This is a genomic window from Flavobacterium fontis, assembly GCF_900129405.1.
GTDB lineage: Bacteria > Bacteroidota > Bacteroidia > Flavobacteriales > Flavobacteriaceae > Flavobacterium > Flavobacterium fontis.
Genome location: NZ_FQVQ01000015.1, coordinates 16,174 through 31,588, shown reverse-complemented (window position 1 = coordinate 31,588; position 15,415 = coordinate 16,174). Strand labels below are relative to the sequence as shown.

Sequence of the window (15,415 nt, the reverse complement as noted above, 5' to 3'; positions counted from 1 at the left end):
ATTTTGGCACAGTGTTTGGTTTTTGTATTACGAACTTTAAATTCCACAGTTATGAAAACGAAACTACTATACAGCATGTTGTTGGGCTTGAGTCTAACATGGAGTGGGGCTCAAAATCGCACAACGGTGAGCGCTACCGATTCAGAGATTAGCGACAACTTAGACCTTCGCGCCGTTGCCTCAATTTTTGGGGAGGCTCGTGACTTGGAAGATTTTGAACGCCGTTTAAACAATCCCGAAACTCCGATATCCAATTTGGATTTAAACCTTGACAACCAAGTTGATTATTTACGAGTAGTCGAATCGATTGAAGGAAATCAACACATTATCGTGGTGCAAGCCGTGCTGGGACGCGATCAGTACCAAGACGTGGCCACCGTTGAGGTTGAAAAAGATACCCGCAACCGACGCGTACAAGTGCAAGTGGTAGGCGATTCTTTCCTTTACGGCACCAACTATATTTATGAACCGGTTTATGTGGGAACACCTGTAATTTACAATTATTTCTGGCAACCGTATTACCAGCCCTACTGTTCTTCATGGTATTGGGGCTTTTATCCGAGCTACTATTATGCTTGGCATCCTTTTCCCATTTTTCGCTACCGTCATCACATCGGATTATGCATCAACTTTGGATTCCAATACAATTATGTGAATTTCCGTCGTTGCCATTGGGGATATTCACACTATTTTGGCCGACGCGGCAACTTTATTGAACGGCATCATCCGCAACGAGGATTTGCTTACCGAAACCAAGGAATTGCTAATCGTTATGAATTGGATCGAACCCGAACCGTTCGCAATGTGGCCTACCCCGATACCCGTAGTCCTTTAGCGGGTACTCGTGATAATCAAACCGCTACACGACCCGAAACAGGCTCCGTACGGGGCAATTGGACCAGTGCTACTGAAACCCGTCCGGTGCGTCAGGATTATACAAACGGTACAACAACCAATCCTAGACCAACACGTGCGAATTATAGCGAAGCACCCAGTCCGCGTCCCGTTCGTGAAAATTATAGCAACACCTCGGTAACGCCCCGTCCTATTCGTGAAAACTACACGTTGGCTTCCACAACAGCAACGCCGAGACCCACACGTTCTGATTACAGCACCACAGCGACGCCTCGTCCCGTTCGCCAAGATTACACACCAAGTACAACTACCGTTAGTCCGCGTCCTGTACGTCAAGAGTATAGCACCCCCCGACCTACACGTCAAGACTATACGCCATCGCCAAGCGCGAGCAGTGTAAGTCCGCGCCCCACACGACAAGACTATAGTGCACCCACGCCTCGACCTTCTCGTCAAGACTATACGCCAAGTGCGAGCAGTGTAAGTCCACGGCCTGTACGACAAGACTACAGCGCACCTCGACCCTCGCGTCAAGACTATTCCAGTTCGGGTTCGAGTCGTAGCATGCGTTCAGAGACGAGTACTTCCTCGCGACTTTCAAGAAATTAATTTGTAAATAGAGGTCGTTAAAGGAAAGTTAAAAAAATCATACCCAAAGCATCGAATAATTTCGGTGCTTTTTTATTTTAGAACTTTGAAAAGTAATACATTTGTGAACTTTTTTAATATTTTTTTATGAGTTCGCATTCACATCAAAATCTTCACAGCAGACTTTCAGCTGCGGGATTATTGGTAACCTTGGGGATCATTTATGGCGATATAGGTACTTCTCCTTTGTATGTAATGAAAGCCATCATCGGCGACAGCGTCATTTCGCAAGATTTAATTTTAGGCGGACTTTCCTGTATCTTCTGGACGCTTACCTTACAAACCACCCTAAAATATGTAATCATCACGCTAGGTGCCGACAACCATGGGGAGGGAGGAATTTTTGCCTTATATGCTTTGGTCAAACGAACCAAAATACAGTGGCTTATTGTGCCTGCCATTATTGGAGGGAGCGCCTTGTTAGCGGATGGAATTATTACGCCACCCGTATCGGTATCTTCTGCGGTAGAGGGATTGCGCAATTTTAATCCCGATATCCCAACCATTCCCATTGTAATTAGTATTTTATTTGTCCTGTTTACCATTCAACAATTTGGCTCCAAATTAGTGGGAAAATTCTTTGCCCCAATGATGCTGATTTGGTTTACCATGCTCGGTGTTTTGGGCGTGATTCAAATGACCCAAAACTTGGATGTATTTCGGGCACTAAATCCCTACTATGCCTACCATTTATTAACGAGCGATGTCAGTGAACAGGGCTTTTTCATTTTAGGAGCCGTATTTTTATGTACTACGGGTGCTGAAGCCTTATACTCCGATATGGGACATTGTGGGCGAAAAAACATTCGGGTAAGTTGGATGTTTGTCAAAGCCACTTTGATTTTGAACTACTTCGGACAAGGGGCCTATCTTTTAGACCATCAAGGACTAACCTTAATGGAATTGGGAAGTTCCAATCCGAACCCCTTCTATTTAATCATGGCCAAGTGGTTTCAACCCATCGGAATTGTGGTGGCTACCCTTGCCGCAGTTATCGCTTCACAAGCTTTAATTAGTGGTTCATTTACCTTAATTAACGAGGCGATGCGACTCAATTTTTGGCCCAAAGTGCGCATTAAATTTCCCTCCGATCAAAAAGGACAATTGTACATTCCTTCCATCAACTGGCTTTTGTTTTTAGGTTGTGTGGGCATTGTGCTTTACTTCAAAGAATCAAGCAATATGGAGCATGCCTATGGTTTAGCCATCATTTTGTGTATGATCATGACCACTATTTTGCTCAATTATTATTTGATTTTAAAAAGAGTGAAATGGTATTTCATCGCCCCGCTGATCATTGTTTATTTGGCTATTGAATTCAGCTTCTTGGCTGCCAATATTGTAAAATTCATGGACGGTGGTTTTGTGACGCTATTCATCGCCATCATCCTAATTAGCATTATGTCGACTTGGTATTTGGCGAAGAAAATTAGTAAGAGTTATACCAAGATTGTTAAAATCGACAATTATAAAAAAGTATTGGCTGAGTTGAGTTTGGACCTATCTATCCCCAAATATGCGACCCATTTGGTGTACATGACCAACTCCAATCGCGTCGATGAAATTGAAGAAAAAGTGATGTATTCCATTCTTCAAAAAAGACCCAAACGTGCCGATATGTACTGGTTTATACACGTGAATGTACTGAATGAACCCTATCGCAAAGAATACAAAGTAACCGAAATTATTAAAGACGATTTGTACCGAATTGATTTCTACCTTGGTTTCCGTGAAGCAACGAAGATCAATTTGATGTTTAAAGAAGTAATCAAAGACATGGTACAGAATGGCGAGGTTGATGTAACTAGCCGCTATGAATCGTTGAATAAAAACAATATTATCGGAGATTTCAAATTTGTACTATCCGAAAAATTCTTATCCAATGATAGTGACATTACTTTCTTTGAAAACATAGTCATGAACTCCTATTTTGTATTGAAAAAGTACTCCTTATCCGAAGAAAAAGCTTTTGGTTTGGATGCCAGTTCGGTAAAAGTAGAGCAATTCCCAATGGTACTGCATGCCCCTGAACGTATAGAAATGCGCCGCTTGGACCATCACGGTTGTGAAACTGAAAAATAACAACAGAGCAGTTCTTCGGAGCTGCTTTTTTTTGGCCATATAATCCGTATGCACTTCCAACCCAATGGAAAAAAAAGTTACCTTTGCAGGCTTAGATTTTGAATAATGAGATTACACCGTAACTTGGTATTTACGACCATTGATGCCCTTGATGCTATTTTTAATGAAGGAGAGTACGCCGACAAAGTGGTAGCTCGTGCTTTAAAAAAGGACAAACGTTGGGGAAGTCACGACCGTAAATTCGTTGCCGAAACCATTTACGACATGGTGCGTTGGAAGCGATTGTATGCCGAGATTGCCGAAGTAAAAGCACCCTTTGACCGGGATAAGTTATGGCGAATGTTTGCCGTTTGGGCGGTCCTTCGCGGCTATCCGCTTCCCGATTGGAAATATTTTGAAACCACACCCCAACGTAAAATAAAAGGTCGTTTTGACGAATTATCCAAAGTCCGTAAACTCCGTGAATCCATTCCCGATTGGATGGATGAATTGGGCGTACAAGAACTCGGGGAAGCCACTTGGACCAAAGAAATAGCGGCTCAAAACCGTATGGCCGATGTGGTACTTCGGGTCAACACCTTAAAAGCTACCCGGGAGCAAGTACGAGCCCGTTTAATGGATTTGGATATTGTTACCGAGCCCATACCTCATTTGCCTGAAGGACTCATTCTTCCCGAACGAGCCAACGTATTTATGACCGATGTTTTTAAAGACGGTTGGTTTGAAGTTCAAGACGGTTCCTCGCAAAAAGTGGCAGCCTTTCTTGAGGTAGAACCCGGGATGAAAGTCATCGATGCTTGTGCCGGTGCGGGAGGTAAAACCTTACACCTTGCGGCTTTAATGCAAAACAAAGGGCAAATCATTGCCATGGATTTGTATGAAAGCAAACTGAAAGAATTAAAATTGCGTGCCCGAAGAAATGGGGCTCATAATATCGATTACCGCGTTATTGATTCGACTAAAGTCATCAAAAAACTTTATGAAAAAGCCGACCGCGTACTGATCGATGCACCTTGCAGTGGTTTGGGCGTGTTAAAACGGAATCCCGATGCCAAATGGAAACTTCAACCGGAGTTTATCGATAACATTCGAGCCGTTCAAGCCGAAGTATTGGAAACCTATTCCAAAATGGTAAAGCCAGGCGGAAAATTGGTCTACGCGACATGTTCTGTTTTACCCTCTGAAAATCAAGAGCAAGTTCAACGCTTTTTGATAACCGAAAACGGAAAGGATTTTCAATTCGTTAAAGACGAAAAAATACTCGCTTCTGAATCTGGATTTGACGGATTCTACATGGCTTTACTTCAAAGAAAATAACATACATGAAAACAACATTTTTATCCCTTTTGGCATCCTGTGCCATCGGTATGGCATCCGCTCAAAATGGCGCACCCGCCTCGCCTTACTACAATGGGTTCAACTGGACGCTCACGGGAAGTGCCTTGCAAGATGCTTTAGCCAATAAAATTATTGACACGCATACGGTGGAACTTTCGTATACGCCTGGAGTTTGGAATGCAATTAAAGCGGTTGATTTGGATCCTACGAACACCAGTAATGTTTTGCTCGTTTACGGCTGGGAATCTGGACAAGACGCCGATGCAACCAATGACCGAACGCGTGACCGAAATTCAAACAGCGGTAACAATGGCGACTGGAATCGGGAACACATTTATGCACAATCGTTGGGAAATCCCGACTTGGGGCAAATGGGACCCGGTGCCGATGCACACATGCTCCGTGCTTGTGACGTACAACGCAACGCGAGTCGTGGGAATCGTTTGTACGCCAACGGATCGGGAACAGCTTCCTACACCATTGGTACTACAAGTTGGTATCCTGGGGATGAATGGAAAGGGGATGTCGCTCGAATTTTGATGTACATGTATTTGCACTACGGCGCACAATGTTTGCCCTCTATGGTTGCCGTGGGAAATCCAGTGGCATCTGATACCAATATGATTGATTTGTTGTTGCAATGGAATGCTGAAGATCCCGTTTCGCAATATGAAGACAACCGCAACACCTACATGAGCAATTTGTTCAACAACTTTGCCCAAGGGAATCGCAATCCGTTTATCGATAATCCGTATTTGGCGACACGTATTTGGGGAGGCCCTGTGGCACAAAACCGCTGGCCCACTATTTTCTTAAATCAAGATACTTTTGATACCACCGATGTCGGCATTTTTCCCAATCCTTCAAACACCCATTCGGTTTATGTGCAAACCCATACAACCCTTGATCGCATCGTAGTTTATACTATAAATGGGCAAGAAATTATGCAATTGGAACAGCCCACTTTTTCCAACAATACCTTGGAAATAAAAGATATTCCAAGTGGTTTCTATTTTTTCAAAATGGAATCTGGGAAAGAATCAATCACGCAAAAAGTAATTATCCAATAAAAAATAAGCCTCCAACGTTGGGGGCTTTTTTAATCTTCGTCTAGGGTATGCGACTTTGAATAGGTACGCCATTTGTCGATACATTCGACTAAATCGTGAGGGATTTCCGAATCAAATCGCATAAATTCATTACTAATCGGATGCATAAATCCTAATGTTTTGGCATGTAACGCTTGACGAGGAAGCACTTTGAAGCAATTCTCTACAAACTGTTTGTATTTGGTAAATGTCGTTCCTTTTAAAATGGCATTTCCGCCATACCGCTCATCATTAAACAAGGTATGTCCAATATGTTTCATGTGAACACGTATTTGGTGCGTACGACCGGTTTCAAGCTGACAAGCCACCAAGGTCACATACCCAAAACGTTCCAAAACACGGTAATGGGTTACCGCATGTTTTCCAATTTCAGGATCGTCAAAAACTGCCATTTGCATCCGATCGCGAACATGACGAGCAATGTTCCCTTCAATCGTGCCAGCATCATCAACAACATTCCCCCAAACTAAGGCAATATATTCACGTTCAGATGTTTTTTCTTCAAATTGTTTGGCCAAATGCGTCATGGCCTGTTCTGTTTTGGCCACAACCAATAATCCTGATGTATCTTTATCAATGCGATGCACCAAACCTGGACGTTCTGAACTATTGAGTGGCAATCGGTTGCCGTAATGATAGGCCAAGGCATTGACTAAAGTTCCCGTATAATTACCATGGCCAGGGTGAACCACCAAGCCCGGTGGTTTATTGATCACCACCAACGCTTCGTCTTCATAAACGATATCGAGAGGGATATCTTCGGGAATTATTTTATGCTCAAAAGGCGGATGCGATAAAACAATCCGAATCACATCATCGGGTTTGACTTTGTAATTGGATTTTACAGCCGTTTCATTGACAAGAACCTGACCGCTGTCGGCCGCATTCTGTAATTTATTGCGTGAAATATTGGGAATTTGTAGTTGTAAATATTTGTCGATTCGCATCAACCCTTGTCCTTTGGGGACTTCAAACCGAAAATGCTCAAAAAGGGCCTCTTCGGGTTCACTCCATTCTTCATTAAAGTCCATTGGTCAAAGTATCTACAGGGGTTTCAATTTCGGGTATGGAATCGTTTTCGGTTTCTTGATACACCAACTTACCATCGCCCAAAACCAAATCAATTTTGGAGGATTTAAGTACCTTAGTTCCTTCCTTTATTTTTTTACCATTCATCCACATTTCAATAACCATATCTTTTCCGATGTAGGGTTTGTAAGTGATCTCACCTTCTTGCAACCCAACAGCTTTTAAGGTAGGAACAGCTTGACGATAGGTTTTTTCAATCAAATCAGGTACGGCAACCATTGTATAGGTTGAGGCATTCAACTTGATGTAAATGGTACGACCGCCTTTTACTTTACTTCCTGCTGTGGGTTCTTGTTGAACGATAGAAAGCTTAGGAAAGTCAGCAATGTAATCAACGGTATCGATAATTTCATAATCAAGATCGAGCTCATCGAGTTTAGCCTCGGCTTCTTCAGGCGTTAATTTACTCAAATTAGGCACTGTAATTTCTTGCCCGTGATTTGTCACAAAGGTGATCCAATGAAAAAAGAAAAAAGCCAATACCCCAACAACCAATAAGGCCGCTCCCATTTGGGCAAAAAACACTTTACTCGTTAGATACTTTCGTAAACTCATAGGTAACAATTTCGACAAAGATATAATTTTTAGTGGCACATTTATGCTATTTTTGTGGGAATAGAAATTAAAATAAACCGAATGAACGTTGCAGTAGTCATGGGCGGATATTCTGATGAATCGGTAATATCGCTCCGAAGTGGTCAATTGATTTTAGCACAATTGGATCGCAACAAATACACCCCATTTGAAGTCCATATTCTCCCCGAAGGATGGCATGTTTTAGCAGAAGGCGTCGCTTACCCAATCGACAAAAGTGATTTTTCTTGTGTCCTCAAGGGGCAAAAAATACAATTTGATGTAGCGGTCAATACGGTTCACGGAACACCTGGCGAAGATGGGCATTTACAAGCCTATTGGGAATTGGTCAATGTGCCGTATACCGGGTGCAATTTTTATCAATCGGCTTTAACATTCAACAAAAGAGATACCCTTTCCGTACTGTCGAAGTTTGGCATTCCCAAAGCAAAATCGGTTTATGTTCGCAAAGGCGAAGCAATTTCTGGCGCGGCTTTGGTTGAAGAATTGGGTCTTCCTTTTTTTGTTAAACCCAACCAGTCAGGCAGTTCCTTAGGGGTGTCGATGGTACAATCGTTGAACGACCTAGAGAAGGCCTTAGCATTTGCGTTTGCGGAAGACCCTGAGATTTTGATCGAATCCTATTTAAAAGGAACAGAGGTTTCGGTGGGAGTCATGCGCTACAGAGGCGAAGTGACGGTGCTTGGTATCACAGAAATCGTTTCTCAGAATGCTTTTTTTGATTATGAAGCCAAATACCAAGGAAAATCAGAGGAAATTACGCCTGCCCGCTTGGACTCCGCTACCGAGCAACGGGTGCGGGAAACCGCCAAAAAAGTCTATGAGGCCTTAGGCATGACCGGTTTTTCAAGAACCGATTTCATCATTATGGACGGGATTCCAAATTTTATTGAAATCAATACCAATCCCGGACTTTCTCCGCAAAGTATCTTCCCACAACAAGCCGCTTTTGCCCAATTGGCGTTTGGCGATTTGTTGGATAATGAAATTCAGTTGGCCTTAGAACGAAAACCGATTTGGTCTAAGCTATGATGGTCATTGTTGGAACAACGACTCACCTTCGATATCAAAGTACCTTACAAGGGAAATGTCCGTATTGTGATTTGAACAACAGCAACCTAGAACTACAATTATACTGCGACTATACGCATCTGACGCTGATTCCGTTATTTCCAGTAAAAAGGCACGGGAGTATCCATTGTACAGCATGCAATGCCCCCATTGCTTATGAAGAGCTCTCCCAAGATTGCAAAACTACTGTAGATGCCATAGCTCATCAAAAACGTCTCTTCCCTATTTGGACTTTTACTGGTTCTTTGGTTATACTATTGTCCCTAAGTATTTTTATAAAAAATTGGTATGTAAAATCGCATACCGACTATCCCCTTGAGCAACTTCAAAAAGGGGATGTAGTTTTTTATGAAACGGAAAACGGCTATTATTCCTCATTTAAAATTTTGGAACGCAAGGGGCCAACATTTAAAGTTGTACACAATACATATATCCAAAATACTTTTTTTGATTTGGAAGATTTGAATGAACCGTCGAACTACAGTAAACAGAAGGAGACATTAACATTGAGCGACCTGAATACTATGGAAACTAAAGGTTACATTGAAGGGATTGAAAAATCAAAGTTGAATTCATTCTAATTCGCTAACTTTACAAAACTTTTTTACTGAGGCTATGAAACGAGCAATTTTCCCAGGTTCCTTCGACCCGATCACTTTAGGACATTACGACATTATACAACGCGGCGTATCCTTATTTGATGAAGTTATTGTGGCTATTGGCGTCAATGCCGAAAAAAAATACATGTTTAGCTTGGAAGAGCGCAAACGTTTTATAGAAGAAACTTTTCAGCACGAACCCAAAGTACGCGTTATTACTTACGAAGGCTTGACCATCGACTTGTGTAAAAAGGAAAAAGCGGATTTTATATTGCGTGGATTACGAAATCCAGCGGACTTTGAATTTGAAAAAGCCATTGCCCATACCAACCGAAAACTGTCCAAAATTGAGACTGTTTTTCTCTTGACAGCCTCCAAAACTTCCTACATTTCCTCTAGTATTGTAAGGGATGTATTGCGCAATGGGGGCGATTATACAGTACTTGTCCCTCCGGCAGTACGTGTAAAACCTTAATGCATTATTGCGGCATTTTTATTTCCTCAAAAAGCAATTTGATATTTTCATAGGAGTTCTGCAAAGCTTCCTGCACTTGCTCGGGATTGAGCCAAGCTACTTTTTCAATTCCTTCATTGGCCTGAGGAACGGGAACACCCTCAAAATGGGTTTTCATTTCAAACCAATGGGTAATTTTCAAACGGTATTTACCACCCCGTTTAAAAATATGATATGTTTTTTGAAGTTTGCGGGTAATCTTCAACGGATGTACACCCGTCTCCTCCTCGACCTCACGTAAAGCCGTTTCATCAATTGCTTCATCACGTTCAACGCCACCCTTGGGTAAGTCCCATTTCCCATTGCGTAAAATAAACAATACCTCGCCATTTTGATTGTAAACAAGTCCACCACCTGCTTTCTTTACCGGGATTTTGGCTTTAACCTTTTTTAAGATTTCCTTTTCGTCAGGATAGTACAAATAAGCCTTCTTAATCTTATTGTTGAACATCTTCACAATAAGCTGTTCGATGTCAATGCTTTCCAATAAAAACAATTGAAAATCGGTTTCTTTGGCCACTTGGTTTGTCAAAAAAAGTGGTTTATCGTTCACAAAAACTTTATACATTTGTACTATGATTTTTAGTAACGCAACAGCCGAGAAAACCGCCGAATTGCTCCTACAAATAAACGCAATTAAATTAAATCCATCAAATCCTTTTTTATGGGCTTCTGGATGGCATTCTCCCATTTATTGTGACAACCGTCTAACCTTGTCATTTCCAGCGATTCGCAATTATATTCGCGATGAATTTGTCAAACACATTGAAGCAACCTATGGCAAACCCGATGTGATTGCAGGTGTCGCTACAGGTGCGATTGGCATCGGCATTTTGGTAGCCGAAGAAATGGGACTACCCTTTGTATATGTGCGTCCCGAACCCAAAAAACATGGACGTCAAAACCAAGTAGAAGGTTTTTTACAAAAAGGACAAAATGTTGTTGTTGTTGAGGACTTGATCAGCACGGGAAACAGCAGTTTACTAGCCGTCGAGGCACTTCGAGAAGCCGGAGCGAATGTAAAAGGCATGGCCGCAATTTTTTCGTACGGTTTTCCTGTGGCGCAAGCCAACTTTGAAAAAGCAAATGTTAATTTAAATACGCTCAGTGATTACGAGCATTTACTTCCCTTGGCGGTGACCAAACAATACATTACTGAAAACGAATTAATTACTTTACACGATTGGCGTATGCATCCCGATACTTGGAATGTGGCCGTAAAATAACACATATGCAATTAGAAAGTCCCAAAGTAACCGTACCAAAATCGGCCGAATACCTTTTCAACGCCTTGACAGATGTCAAAAACTTTGAAAAATTGATGCCTGAAAATATCGCTAAATTTGAAGTAACCGATGAAAATACCTTTTTGTTTGGTTTAAGCGGTATGCCTGAAATCAAATTACGTTTAAAGGAGCAAACGCCCCACAGCTATATCAAATTGGGCGCTGCGAGCGACAAAGTCCCTTTCACTTTAATCGCACACCTCGAAGGTACAGGAGAAGCATCTTCTACTGTTCAATTACAATTTGAAGGCGAATTCAATGCGATGATGGCAATGATGGTCAAAGGGCCTATTACCAAATTTCTAGAAACACTTTCTTCCAATATGGGAAAACTATAAAAGTTAAAAAAACCGACTGTAGAGTCGGTTTTTTTTTAATACAATAATTGGATTTCTTTGAGGTCAAAATGGCGTATCGTTTCCCATTCATCTTCGAGAACCAATTGCCCTTCAGTGGTAACTTCCAGTATCTTTCCCATAAACCGCTGTCCATTGGGCAATTCAAAGGCAGAAGGAACCCCTTTTCGAAACAAATGAGCATGGTAAATGTGCCATAGCGTCGCTACCTCTTGTTGGGCTACATAAACATAGTTCTCCCGACATTCGGCAACGATTTCCTGTGCAAGCTGTTCAATGCCAAAGGACTGTTGTGAAATGTTATAAAGTGAAGTCGCTTTGGGCAACTCCTTAAAGTCTTTTTGGTGTACATTGAGTCCGATACCAACCACAGCCTCCCAAGATTGATCGGATTTGATCAAATTCTCAATCAATATACCCCCCAACTTTTGATTACCTGACAAAATGTCGTTGGGCCATTTTATACTTAAATCAGGAATGTGATAGCGTTGTAAGACTTTTAAAAGACTGATGGCAACCGCTACATTAAGATGAAAAACAGCCGAAGTAGGAACGCGATGATTATGAATCAAAACACTCATTATCAAATTACTACCCGGTTCCGAAAGCCAACGTGCCCCGCGTTGTCCCTTGCCGTTGGTTTGCTGATGCGCAAGTACTGTGGTATAATTTTCCAAGGGTTTAGCACGTGCCAACGCTTTTAAAAAATCATTGGTCGAATCTATGGCATCGAGTTTGATTAACTGCATAGGACAAAGGGGTAAATTTTCGGATTTAAACTTCTGTTAAGCCTCAAAAATAATGACAAAAAATAATACCTTTGCAAAATAAGAAGCAGTTTTAAATGATAAAAAAAGAAGTGAGTACCGATGTCCTATTGGCGGGCATTATAAAAGGAATCGAAGAAGTAAAAGGGAACGAGATTGACCTTTTAGATTTAAGAGAAATTGACACCGCAGTTTGTGATTATTTTGTTTTGTGCACAGGCTCTTCCAATACACAAGTGAATGCAATCGTAAATTCAATTCAAAAAGTTGTTTCTAAAGAATTTAAAGAAAAACCTTGGCATGTAGAAGGAACAGAAAATGGAGAGTGGGTATTGATGGATTATGTTTCTATCGTGGTCCACGTTTTCCAAAAAGAGCCCCGTGAGTATTATAACATTGAAGGATTGTGGGGAGATGCCAAAATGACCCGAATTGAAACGCAATACTAAAAACAAGGAACCCAAGTAAATTATGTCTGAAGATAAAAAACCAAACGGTATAAAATTTAGCCCCTGGTGGATTACTGGCGCTATCTTATTCATGCTCATTGTATTGAACATGATTGGAGGTTCTACCATTCAGGATTATTCTAAAATAAGCGTCTCACAATTTGACGACATGTTAAAACGCGGTGAGGTACAAAAAGTGATTGTTTACAACAAAACGAAAGCTGAAGCGTATCTTAACGAAAAAGCGCTGAAAGAGAAAAAACACCAAAAAGTAGCCAAAGATGTATTTGGAACCGTAAATAAAGGTCCTCATTACACTTTTGATATCGGAAATGACGAACTGTTTCAAAAAGAGCTAGCGGAAGCCGTAAAGAAGAAACAGTTAGTTTCTTATGATTTTCAACAAAAAAGTGATTGGTCAGAATACTTTATTAACTTCTTACCTCTTATCATCCTTATTGGGGTATGGTTGTATTTCATGCGACGAATGGCTTCGGGTGGTGCTGGCGGTGGCGGCGGACAAATTTTTAACATCGGAAAATCAAAAGCGCGTTTGTTTGACGAAAAAAATGATGTTAAAGTTACGTTTAAAGACGTTGCAGGACTGGAAGGCGCCAAAGAAGAAGTCCAAGAGATTGTGGAATTTTTAAAGAATCCCGAAAAGTATACTGCGCTCGGTGGTAAAATCCCTAAAGGAGCTTTACTGGTTGGGCCTCCAGGAACAGGAAAAACCTTATTGGCCAAAGCAGTGGCGGGAGAGGCTAAAGTGCCCTTCTTCTCCCTTTCAGGGTCTGACTTTGTTGAGATGTTTGTCGGGGTGGGCGCTTCACGTGTTCGCGATTTGTTCAAACAAGCAAAAGATAAATCACCGGCTATTATTTTTATTGATGAAATTGATGCTGTGGGGCGCGCGCGTGGAAAAAACAATTTTTCAGGTTCCAATGACGAACGCGAAAACACACTCAATCAGTTGCTCACAGAGATGGACGGATTCGGTACAAACACGCATGTCATCGTATTGGCAGCGACCAACCGAGCCGATATTTTGGATAAAGCATTGATGCGAGCCGGTCGTTTTGACCGTCAGATTTACGTTGACTTACCAGACATTCGCGAGCGTAAGGAAATTTTCGAAGTTCACTTGACACCTTTAAAGAAGGCTGACGATTTGGACACGGAGTTCCTAGCGAAACAAACCCCAGGTTTTTCGGGAGCTGACATTGCCAATGTATGTAACGAAGCGGCTTTGATTGCTGCGCGTAAAAATAAGACCCAGGTAGAACGCCAAGACTTTTTGGATGCTGTTGATCGTATTGTAGGCGGTTTAGAAAAGAAAAATAAAATCGTTACTCCTGAGGAAAAACGAGCTATTGCCGTTCACGAGGCGGGTCATGCTACAGTGAGTTGGATGCTCGAACATGCGGCACCACTCATCAAAGTAACGATTGTTCCCCGTGGACAAAGTTTGGGCGCGGCTTGGTATCTTCCCGAAGAGCGTTTGATTGTTCGTCCCAACCAAATGTTGGATGAAATGTGTGCTACCATGGGAGGTCGTGCGGCCGAAGAAGTTGTTTTCGATACGATTTCTACAGGAGCGCTTTCCGACCTCGAAAAAGTGACGCGTCAAGCACGAGCTATGGTCACCATTTACGGCTTGAATGACAAAATTGGAAACATTACCTACTACGATTCCAGCGGTCAATCGGAGTATAACTTTAGCAAACCTTATTCGGAAGAAACGGCTGTTTTGATTGATAAAGAAATCTCTGCTTTGGTGGAAGGACAATACCAACGAGCTATTCAATTACTCAAGGAAAACAAAGAGAAATTGTTGCAGTTGGCCGATATCTTAATTGAAAAAGAAGTGATTTTTAAAGATGATTTGGAGGCTATTTTTGGCAAACGCCCTTTTGGGGAAATTCACACCTTGACGGAAGAAAATCCTTTGTAATCTCTTTTTAACAAAATTTTAAAAAATCTTAATTCATGCACGGTTTTGAATTAAGATTTTTTTATCTTTGAAATTGTCCAACTTTTTAAAGAAGTATACCCAATATATGAGTCTTTTCAGAAAAATATTTGGTTCCGGTCAAGAAGGTTCCGAAGCGGAAAGCCAAAGCGAATACAACTCGCCAAAACCTTCCAATTTACCTGTAGATGAGCAATTTACCTTTAATTTTAAAAAAAATGGAGGGAAATTCATCTATTGTGAAAACTTAGCAGAAGTTAAAGAACAATTTGAAAATATATTAGAAGAAAACGATTGGTTTGAAAAAGAAGTATTGTGTTTTGAGTCCAAACTTTTTAGTCTATTGGAAGAAAATCGTCTTCCCCATCAATCGGTGACTCAGCCTGCCTTCTTTTTTGCCAGTTGCGAAAACTTAATCGCTGACGAAGGTTCTGTGTTATTTTCTTCCAACCAAATCAAGCAAAAGAAGCCCAACGAACTTCCAGACAATATTGTTATCCTTGCAACCACTAGTCAAATTTTGGAGTCGAAAAGTGACGGTCTGCGGGTGATCAAAAAGAAATACGACAAAGAATACCCAACCAATATCACGACCATTAAATACTTTGAAAAAGCGCAGGAGGAGGACTTTCTCACGTACGGGAGTTGCCATAAAAACCTCTATTTGTTGCTTTTAGAAGATTTGTAAT

At 41.5% G+C, this 15,415-nt stretch carries 16 protein-coding genes; 12 read left to right on the top strand and 4 right to left on the bottom strand.

The window, feature by feature from the left end:
• The first annotated feature begins 51 nt into the window (after window positions 1-51).
• From BUC17_RS11540 to BUC17_RS11525, 4 genes are all read left to right on the top strand, one after another.
• Window positions 52-1,464, top strand: a complete 1,413-nt coding sequence (locus tag BUC17_RS11540) for a hypothetical protein (RefSeq protein WP_073364621.1) — start codon at window positions 52-54, stop codon at window positions 1,462-1,464.
• Between the two features lie 126 nt (window positions 1,465-1,590).
• The gene (locus BUC17_RS11535) at window positions 1,591-3,585 is read left to right on the top strand and encodes a KUP/HAK/KT family potassium transporter (protein ID WP_073364618.1); all 1,995 of its coding nucleotides are present in this window, start codon (window positions 1,591-1,593) and stop codon (window positions 3,583-3,585) included.
• Between the two features lie 105 nt (window positions 3,586-3,690).
• Window positions 3,691-4,902: an RsmB/NOP family class I SAM-dependent RNA methyltransferase gene (locus BUC17_RS11530; protein ID WP_073364615.1), complete on the top strand. Its 1,212-nt coding sequence runs from the start codon at window positions 3,691-3,693 to the stop codon at window positions 4,900-4,902.
• A gap of 5 nt (window positions 4,903-4,907) precedes the next feature.
• A complete protein-coding gene (locus tag BUC17_RS11525; RefSeq protein WP_083544946.1) occupies window positions 4,908-5,993 on the top strand; it encodes an endonuclease in 1,086 nt (361 codons plus the stop codon).
• 29 nt (window positions 5,994-6,022) lie between these two features.
• Here BUC17_RS11525 and BUC17_RS11520 read toward each other — a convergent pair whose 3' ends face one another.
• Both BUC17_RS11520 and BUC17_RS11515 read right to left on the bottom strand, forming a co-directional pair.
• Window positions 6,023-7,063, bottom strand: a complete 1,041-nt coding sequence (locus tag BUC17_RS11520; RefSeq protein WP_073364611.1) for an RluA family pseudouridine synthase — start codon at window positions 7,061-7,063, stop codon at window positions 6,023-6,025.
• Window positions 7,053-7,676, bottom strand: a complete 624-nt coding sequence (locus BUC17_RS11515) for a PASTA domain-containing protein (protein WP_073364609.1) — start codon at window positions 7,674-7,676, stop codon at window positions 7,053-7,055. The genes BUC17_RS11520 and BUC17_RS11515 overlap by 11 nt, the downstream gene beginning before the upstream one ends.
• A gap of 81 nt (window positions 7,677-7,757) precedes the next feature.
• On the opposite strand from BUC17_RS11515, the gene BUC17_RS11510 reads away from it, so the two are divergent.
• The 3 genes from BUC17_RS11510 to coaD are packed head-to-tail and all read left to right on the top strand — an operon-like array spanning window position 7,758 to window position 9,860.
• Window positions 7,758-8,747, top strand: coding sequence for a D-alanine--D-alanine ligase (locus BUC17_RS11510; RefSeq protein WP_143161789.1), 990 nt, complete (start codon window positions 7,758-7,760; stop codon window positions 8,745-8,747).
• Entirely contained in the window at window positions 8,744-9,367 is a 624-nt protein-coding gene (locus tag BUC17_RS11505) for a hypothetical protein (RefSeq protein WP_073364606.1), read from the top strand. Before BUC17_RS11510 ends, BUC17_RS11505 begins: the two co-directional genes overlap by 4 nt.
• A 34-nt stretch (window positions 9,368-9,401) precedes the next feature.
• The gene (coaD, locus tag BUC17_RS11500) at window positions 9,402-9,860 is read left to right on the top strand and encodes a pantetheine-phosphate adenylyltransferase (protein ID WP_073364603.1); all 459 of its coding nucleotides are present in this window, start codon (window positions 9,402-9,404) and stop codon (window positions 9,858-9,860) included.
• A 4-nt stretch (window positions 9,861-9,864) separates the two neighbouring features.
• On the opposite strand, the gene BUC17_RS11495 is transcribed toward coaD, so the two are convergent.
• Window positions 9,865-10,467: an NUDIX hydrolase gene (locus tag BUC17_RS11495; protein WP_073364601.1), complete on the bottom strand. Its 603-nt coding sequence runs from the start codon at window positions 10,465-10,467 to the stop codon at window positions 9,865-9,867.
• A gap of 7 nt (window positions 10,468-10,474) precedes the next feature.
• On the opposite strand from BUC17_RS11495, the gene pyrE reads away from it, so the two are divergent.
• Together pyrE and BUC17_RS11485 are read left to right on the top strand one after the other, a co-directional pair.
• Entirely contained in the window at window positions 10,475-11,125 is a 651-nt protein-coding gene (gene pyrE, locus BUC17_RS11490) for an orotate phosphoribosyltransferase (RefSeq protein ID WP_073364598.1), read from the top strand.
• A 5-nt stretch (window positions 11,126-11,130) separates the two neighbouring features.
• Window positions 11,131-11,523: an orotate phosphoribosyltransferase gene (locus BUC17_RS11485; RefSeq protein WP_073364595.1), complete on the top strand. Its 393-nt coding sequence runs from the start codon at window positions 11,131-11,133 to the stop codon at window positions 11,521-11,523.
• A gap of 35 nt (window positions 11,524-11,558) precedes the next feature.
• Here BUC17_RS11485 and BUC17_RS11480 read toward each other — a convergent pair whose 3' ends face one another.
• Window positions 11,559-12,290 carry a biotin--[acetyl-CoA-carboxylase] ligase gene (locus BUC17_RS11480; RefSeq protein WP_073364592.1) on the bottom strand — a complete coding sequence of 244 codons (732 nt, stop codon included), beginning with the start codon at window positions 12,288-12,290 and terminating at the stop codon, window positions 11,559-11,561.
• A 95-nt stretch (window positions 12,291-12,385) separates the two neighbouring features.
• Between BUC17_RS11480 and rsfS the strand changes: the two genes are divergently transcribed.
• From rsfS to BUC17_RS11465, 3 genes are all read left to right on the top strand, one after another.
• Window positions 12,386-12,757, top strand: coding sequence for a ribosome silencing factor (rsfS, locus tag BUC17_RS11475; RefSeq protein ID WP_073364589.1), 372 nt, complete (start codon window positions 12,386-12,388; stop codon window positions 12,755-12,757).
• A gap of 22 nt (window positions 12,758-12,779) precedes the next feature.
• A complete protein-coding gene (gene ftsH / locus BUC17_RS11470; RefSeq protein WP_073364586.1) occupies window positions 12,780-14,708 on the top strand; it encodes an ATP-dependent zinc metalloprotease FtsH in 1,929 nt (642 codons plus the stop codon).
• A 106-nt stretch (window positions 14,709-14,814) separates the two neighbouring features.
• Window positions 14,815-15,414 carry an LUD domain-containing protein gene (locus BUC17_RS11465; RefSeq protein WP_073364583.1) on the top strand — a complete coding sequence of 200 codons (600 nt, stop codon included), beginning with the start codon at window positions 14,815-14,817 and terminating at the stop codon, window positions 15,412-15,414.
• The last annotated feature ends 1 nt before the right edge of the window (window position 15,415 follow it).

Coding starts and splice junctions, on each gene's coding strand:
- BUC17_RS11540 (WP_073364621.1), top strand. CDS start 52: ATGAAAACGAAACTACTATACAGCATGTTGTTGGGCTTGAGTCTAACA.
- BUC17_RS11535 (WP_073364618.1), top strand. CDS start 1,591: ATGAGTTCGCATTCACATCAAAATCTTCACAGCAGACTTTCAGCTGCG.
- BUC17_RS11530 (WP_073364615.1), top strand. CDS start 3,691: ATGAGATTACACCGTAACTTGGTATTTACGACCATTGATGCCCTTGAT.
- BUC17_RS11525 (WP_083544946.1), top strand. CDS start 4,908: ATGAAAACAACATTTTTATCCCTTTTGGCATCCTGTGCCATCGGTATG.
- BUC17_RS11520 (WP_073364611.1), bottom strand. CDS start 7,063: ATGGACTTTAATGAAGAATGGAGTGAACCCGAAGAGGCCCTTTTTGAG.
- BUC17_RS11515 (WP_073364609.1), bottom strand. CDS start 7,676: ATGAGTTTACGAAAGTATCTAACGAGTAAAGTGTTTTTTGCCCAAATG.
- BUC17_RS11510 (WP_143161789.1), top strand. CDS start 7,758: ATGAACGTTGCAGTAGTCATGGGCGGATATTCTGATGAATCGGTAATA.
- BUC17_RS11505 (WP_073364606.1), top strand. CDS start 8,744: ATGATGGTCATTGTTGGAACAACGACTCACCTTCGATATCAAAGTACC.
- coaD (WP_073364603.1), top strand. CDS start 9,402: ATGAAACGAGCAATTTTCCCAGGTTCCTTCGACCCGATCACTTTAGGA.
- BUC17_RS11495 (WP_073364601.1), bottom strand. CDS start 10,467: ATGTATAAAGTTTTTGTGAACGATAAACCACTTTTTTTGACAAACCAA.
- pyrE (WP_073364598.1), top strand. CDS start 10,475: ATGATTTTTAGTAACGCAACAGCCGAGAAAACCGCCGAATTGCTCCTA.
- BUC17_RS11485 (WP_073364595.1), top strand. CDS start 11,131: ATGCAATTAGAAAGTCCCAAAGTAACCGTACCAAAATCGGCCGAATAC.
- BUC17_RS11480 (WP_073364592.1), bottom strand. CDS start 12,290: ATGCAGTTAATCAAACTCGATGCCATAGATTCGACCAATGATTTTTTA.
- rsfS (WP_073364589.1), top strand. CDS start 12,386: ATGATAAAAAAAGAAGTGAGTACCGATGTCCTATTGGCGGGCATTATA.
- ftsH (WP_073364586.1), top strand. CDS start 12,780: ATGTCTGAAGATAAAAAACCAAACGGTATAAAATTTAGCCCCTGGTGG.
- BUC17_RS11465 (WP_073364583.1), top strand. CDS start 14,815: ATGAGTCTTTTCAGAAAAATATTTGGTTCCGGTCAAGAAGGTTCCGAA.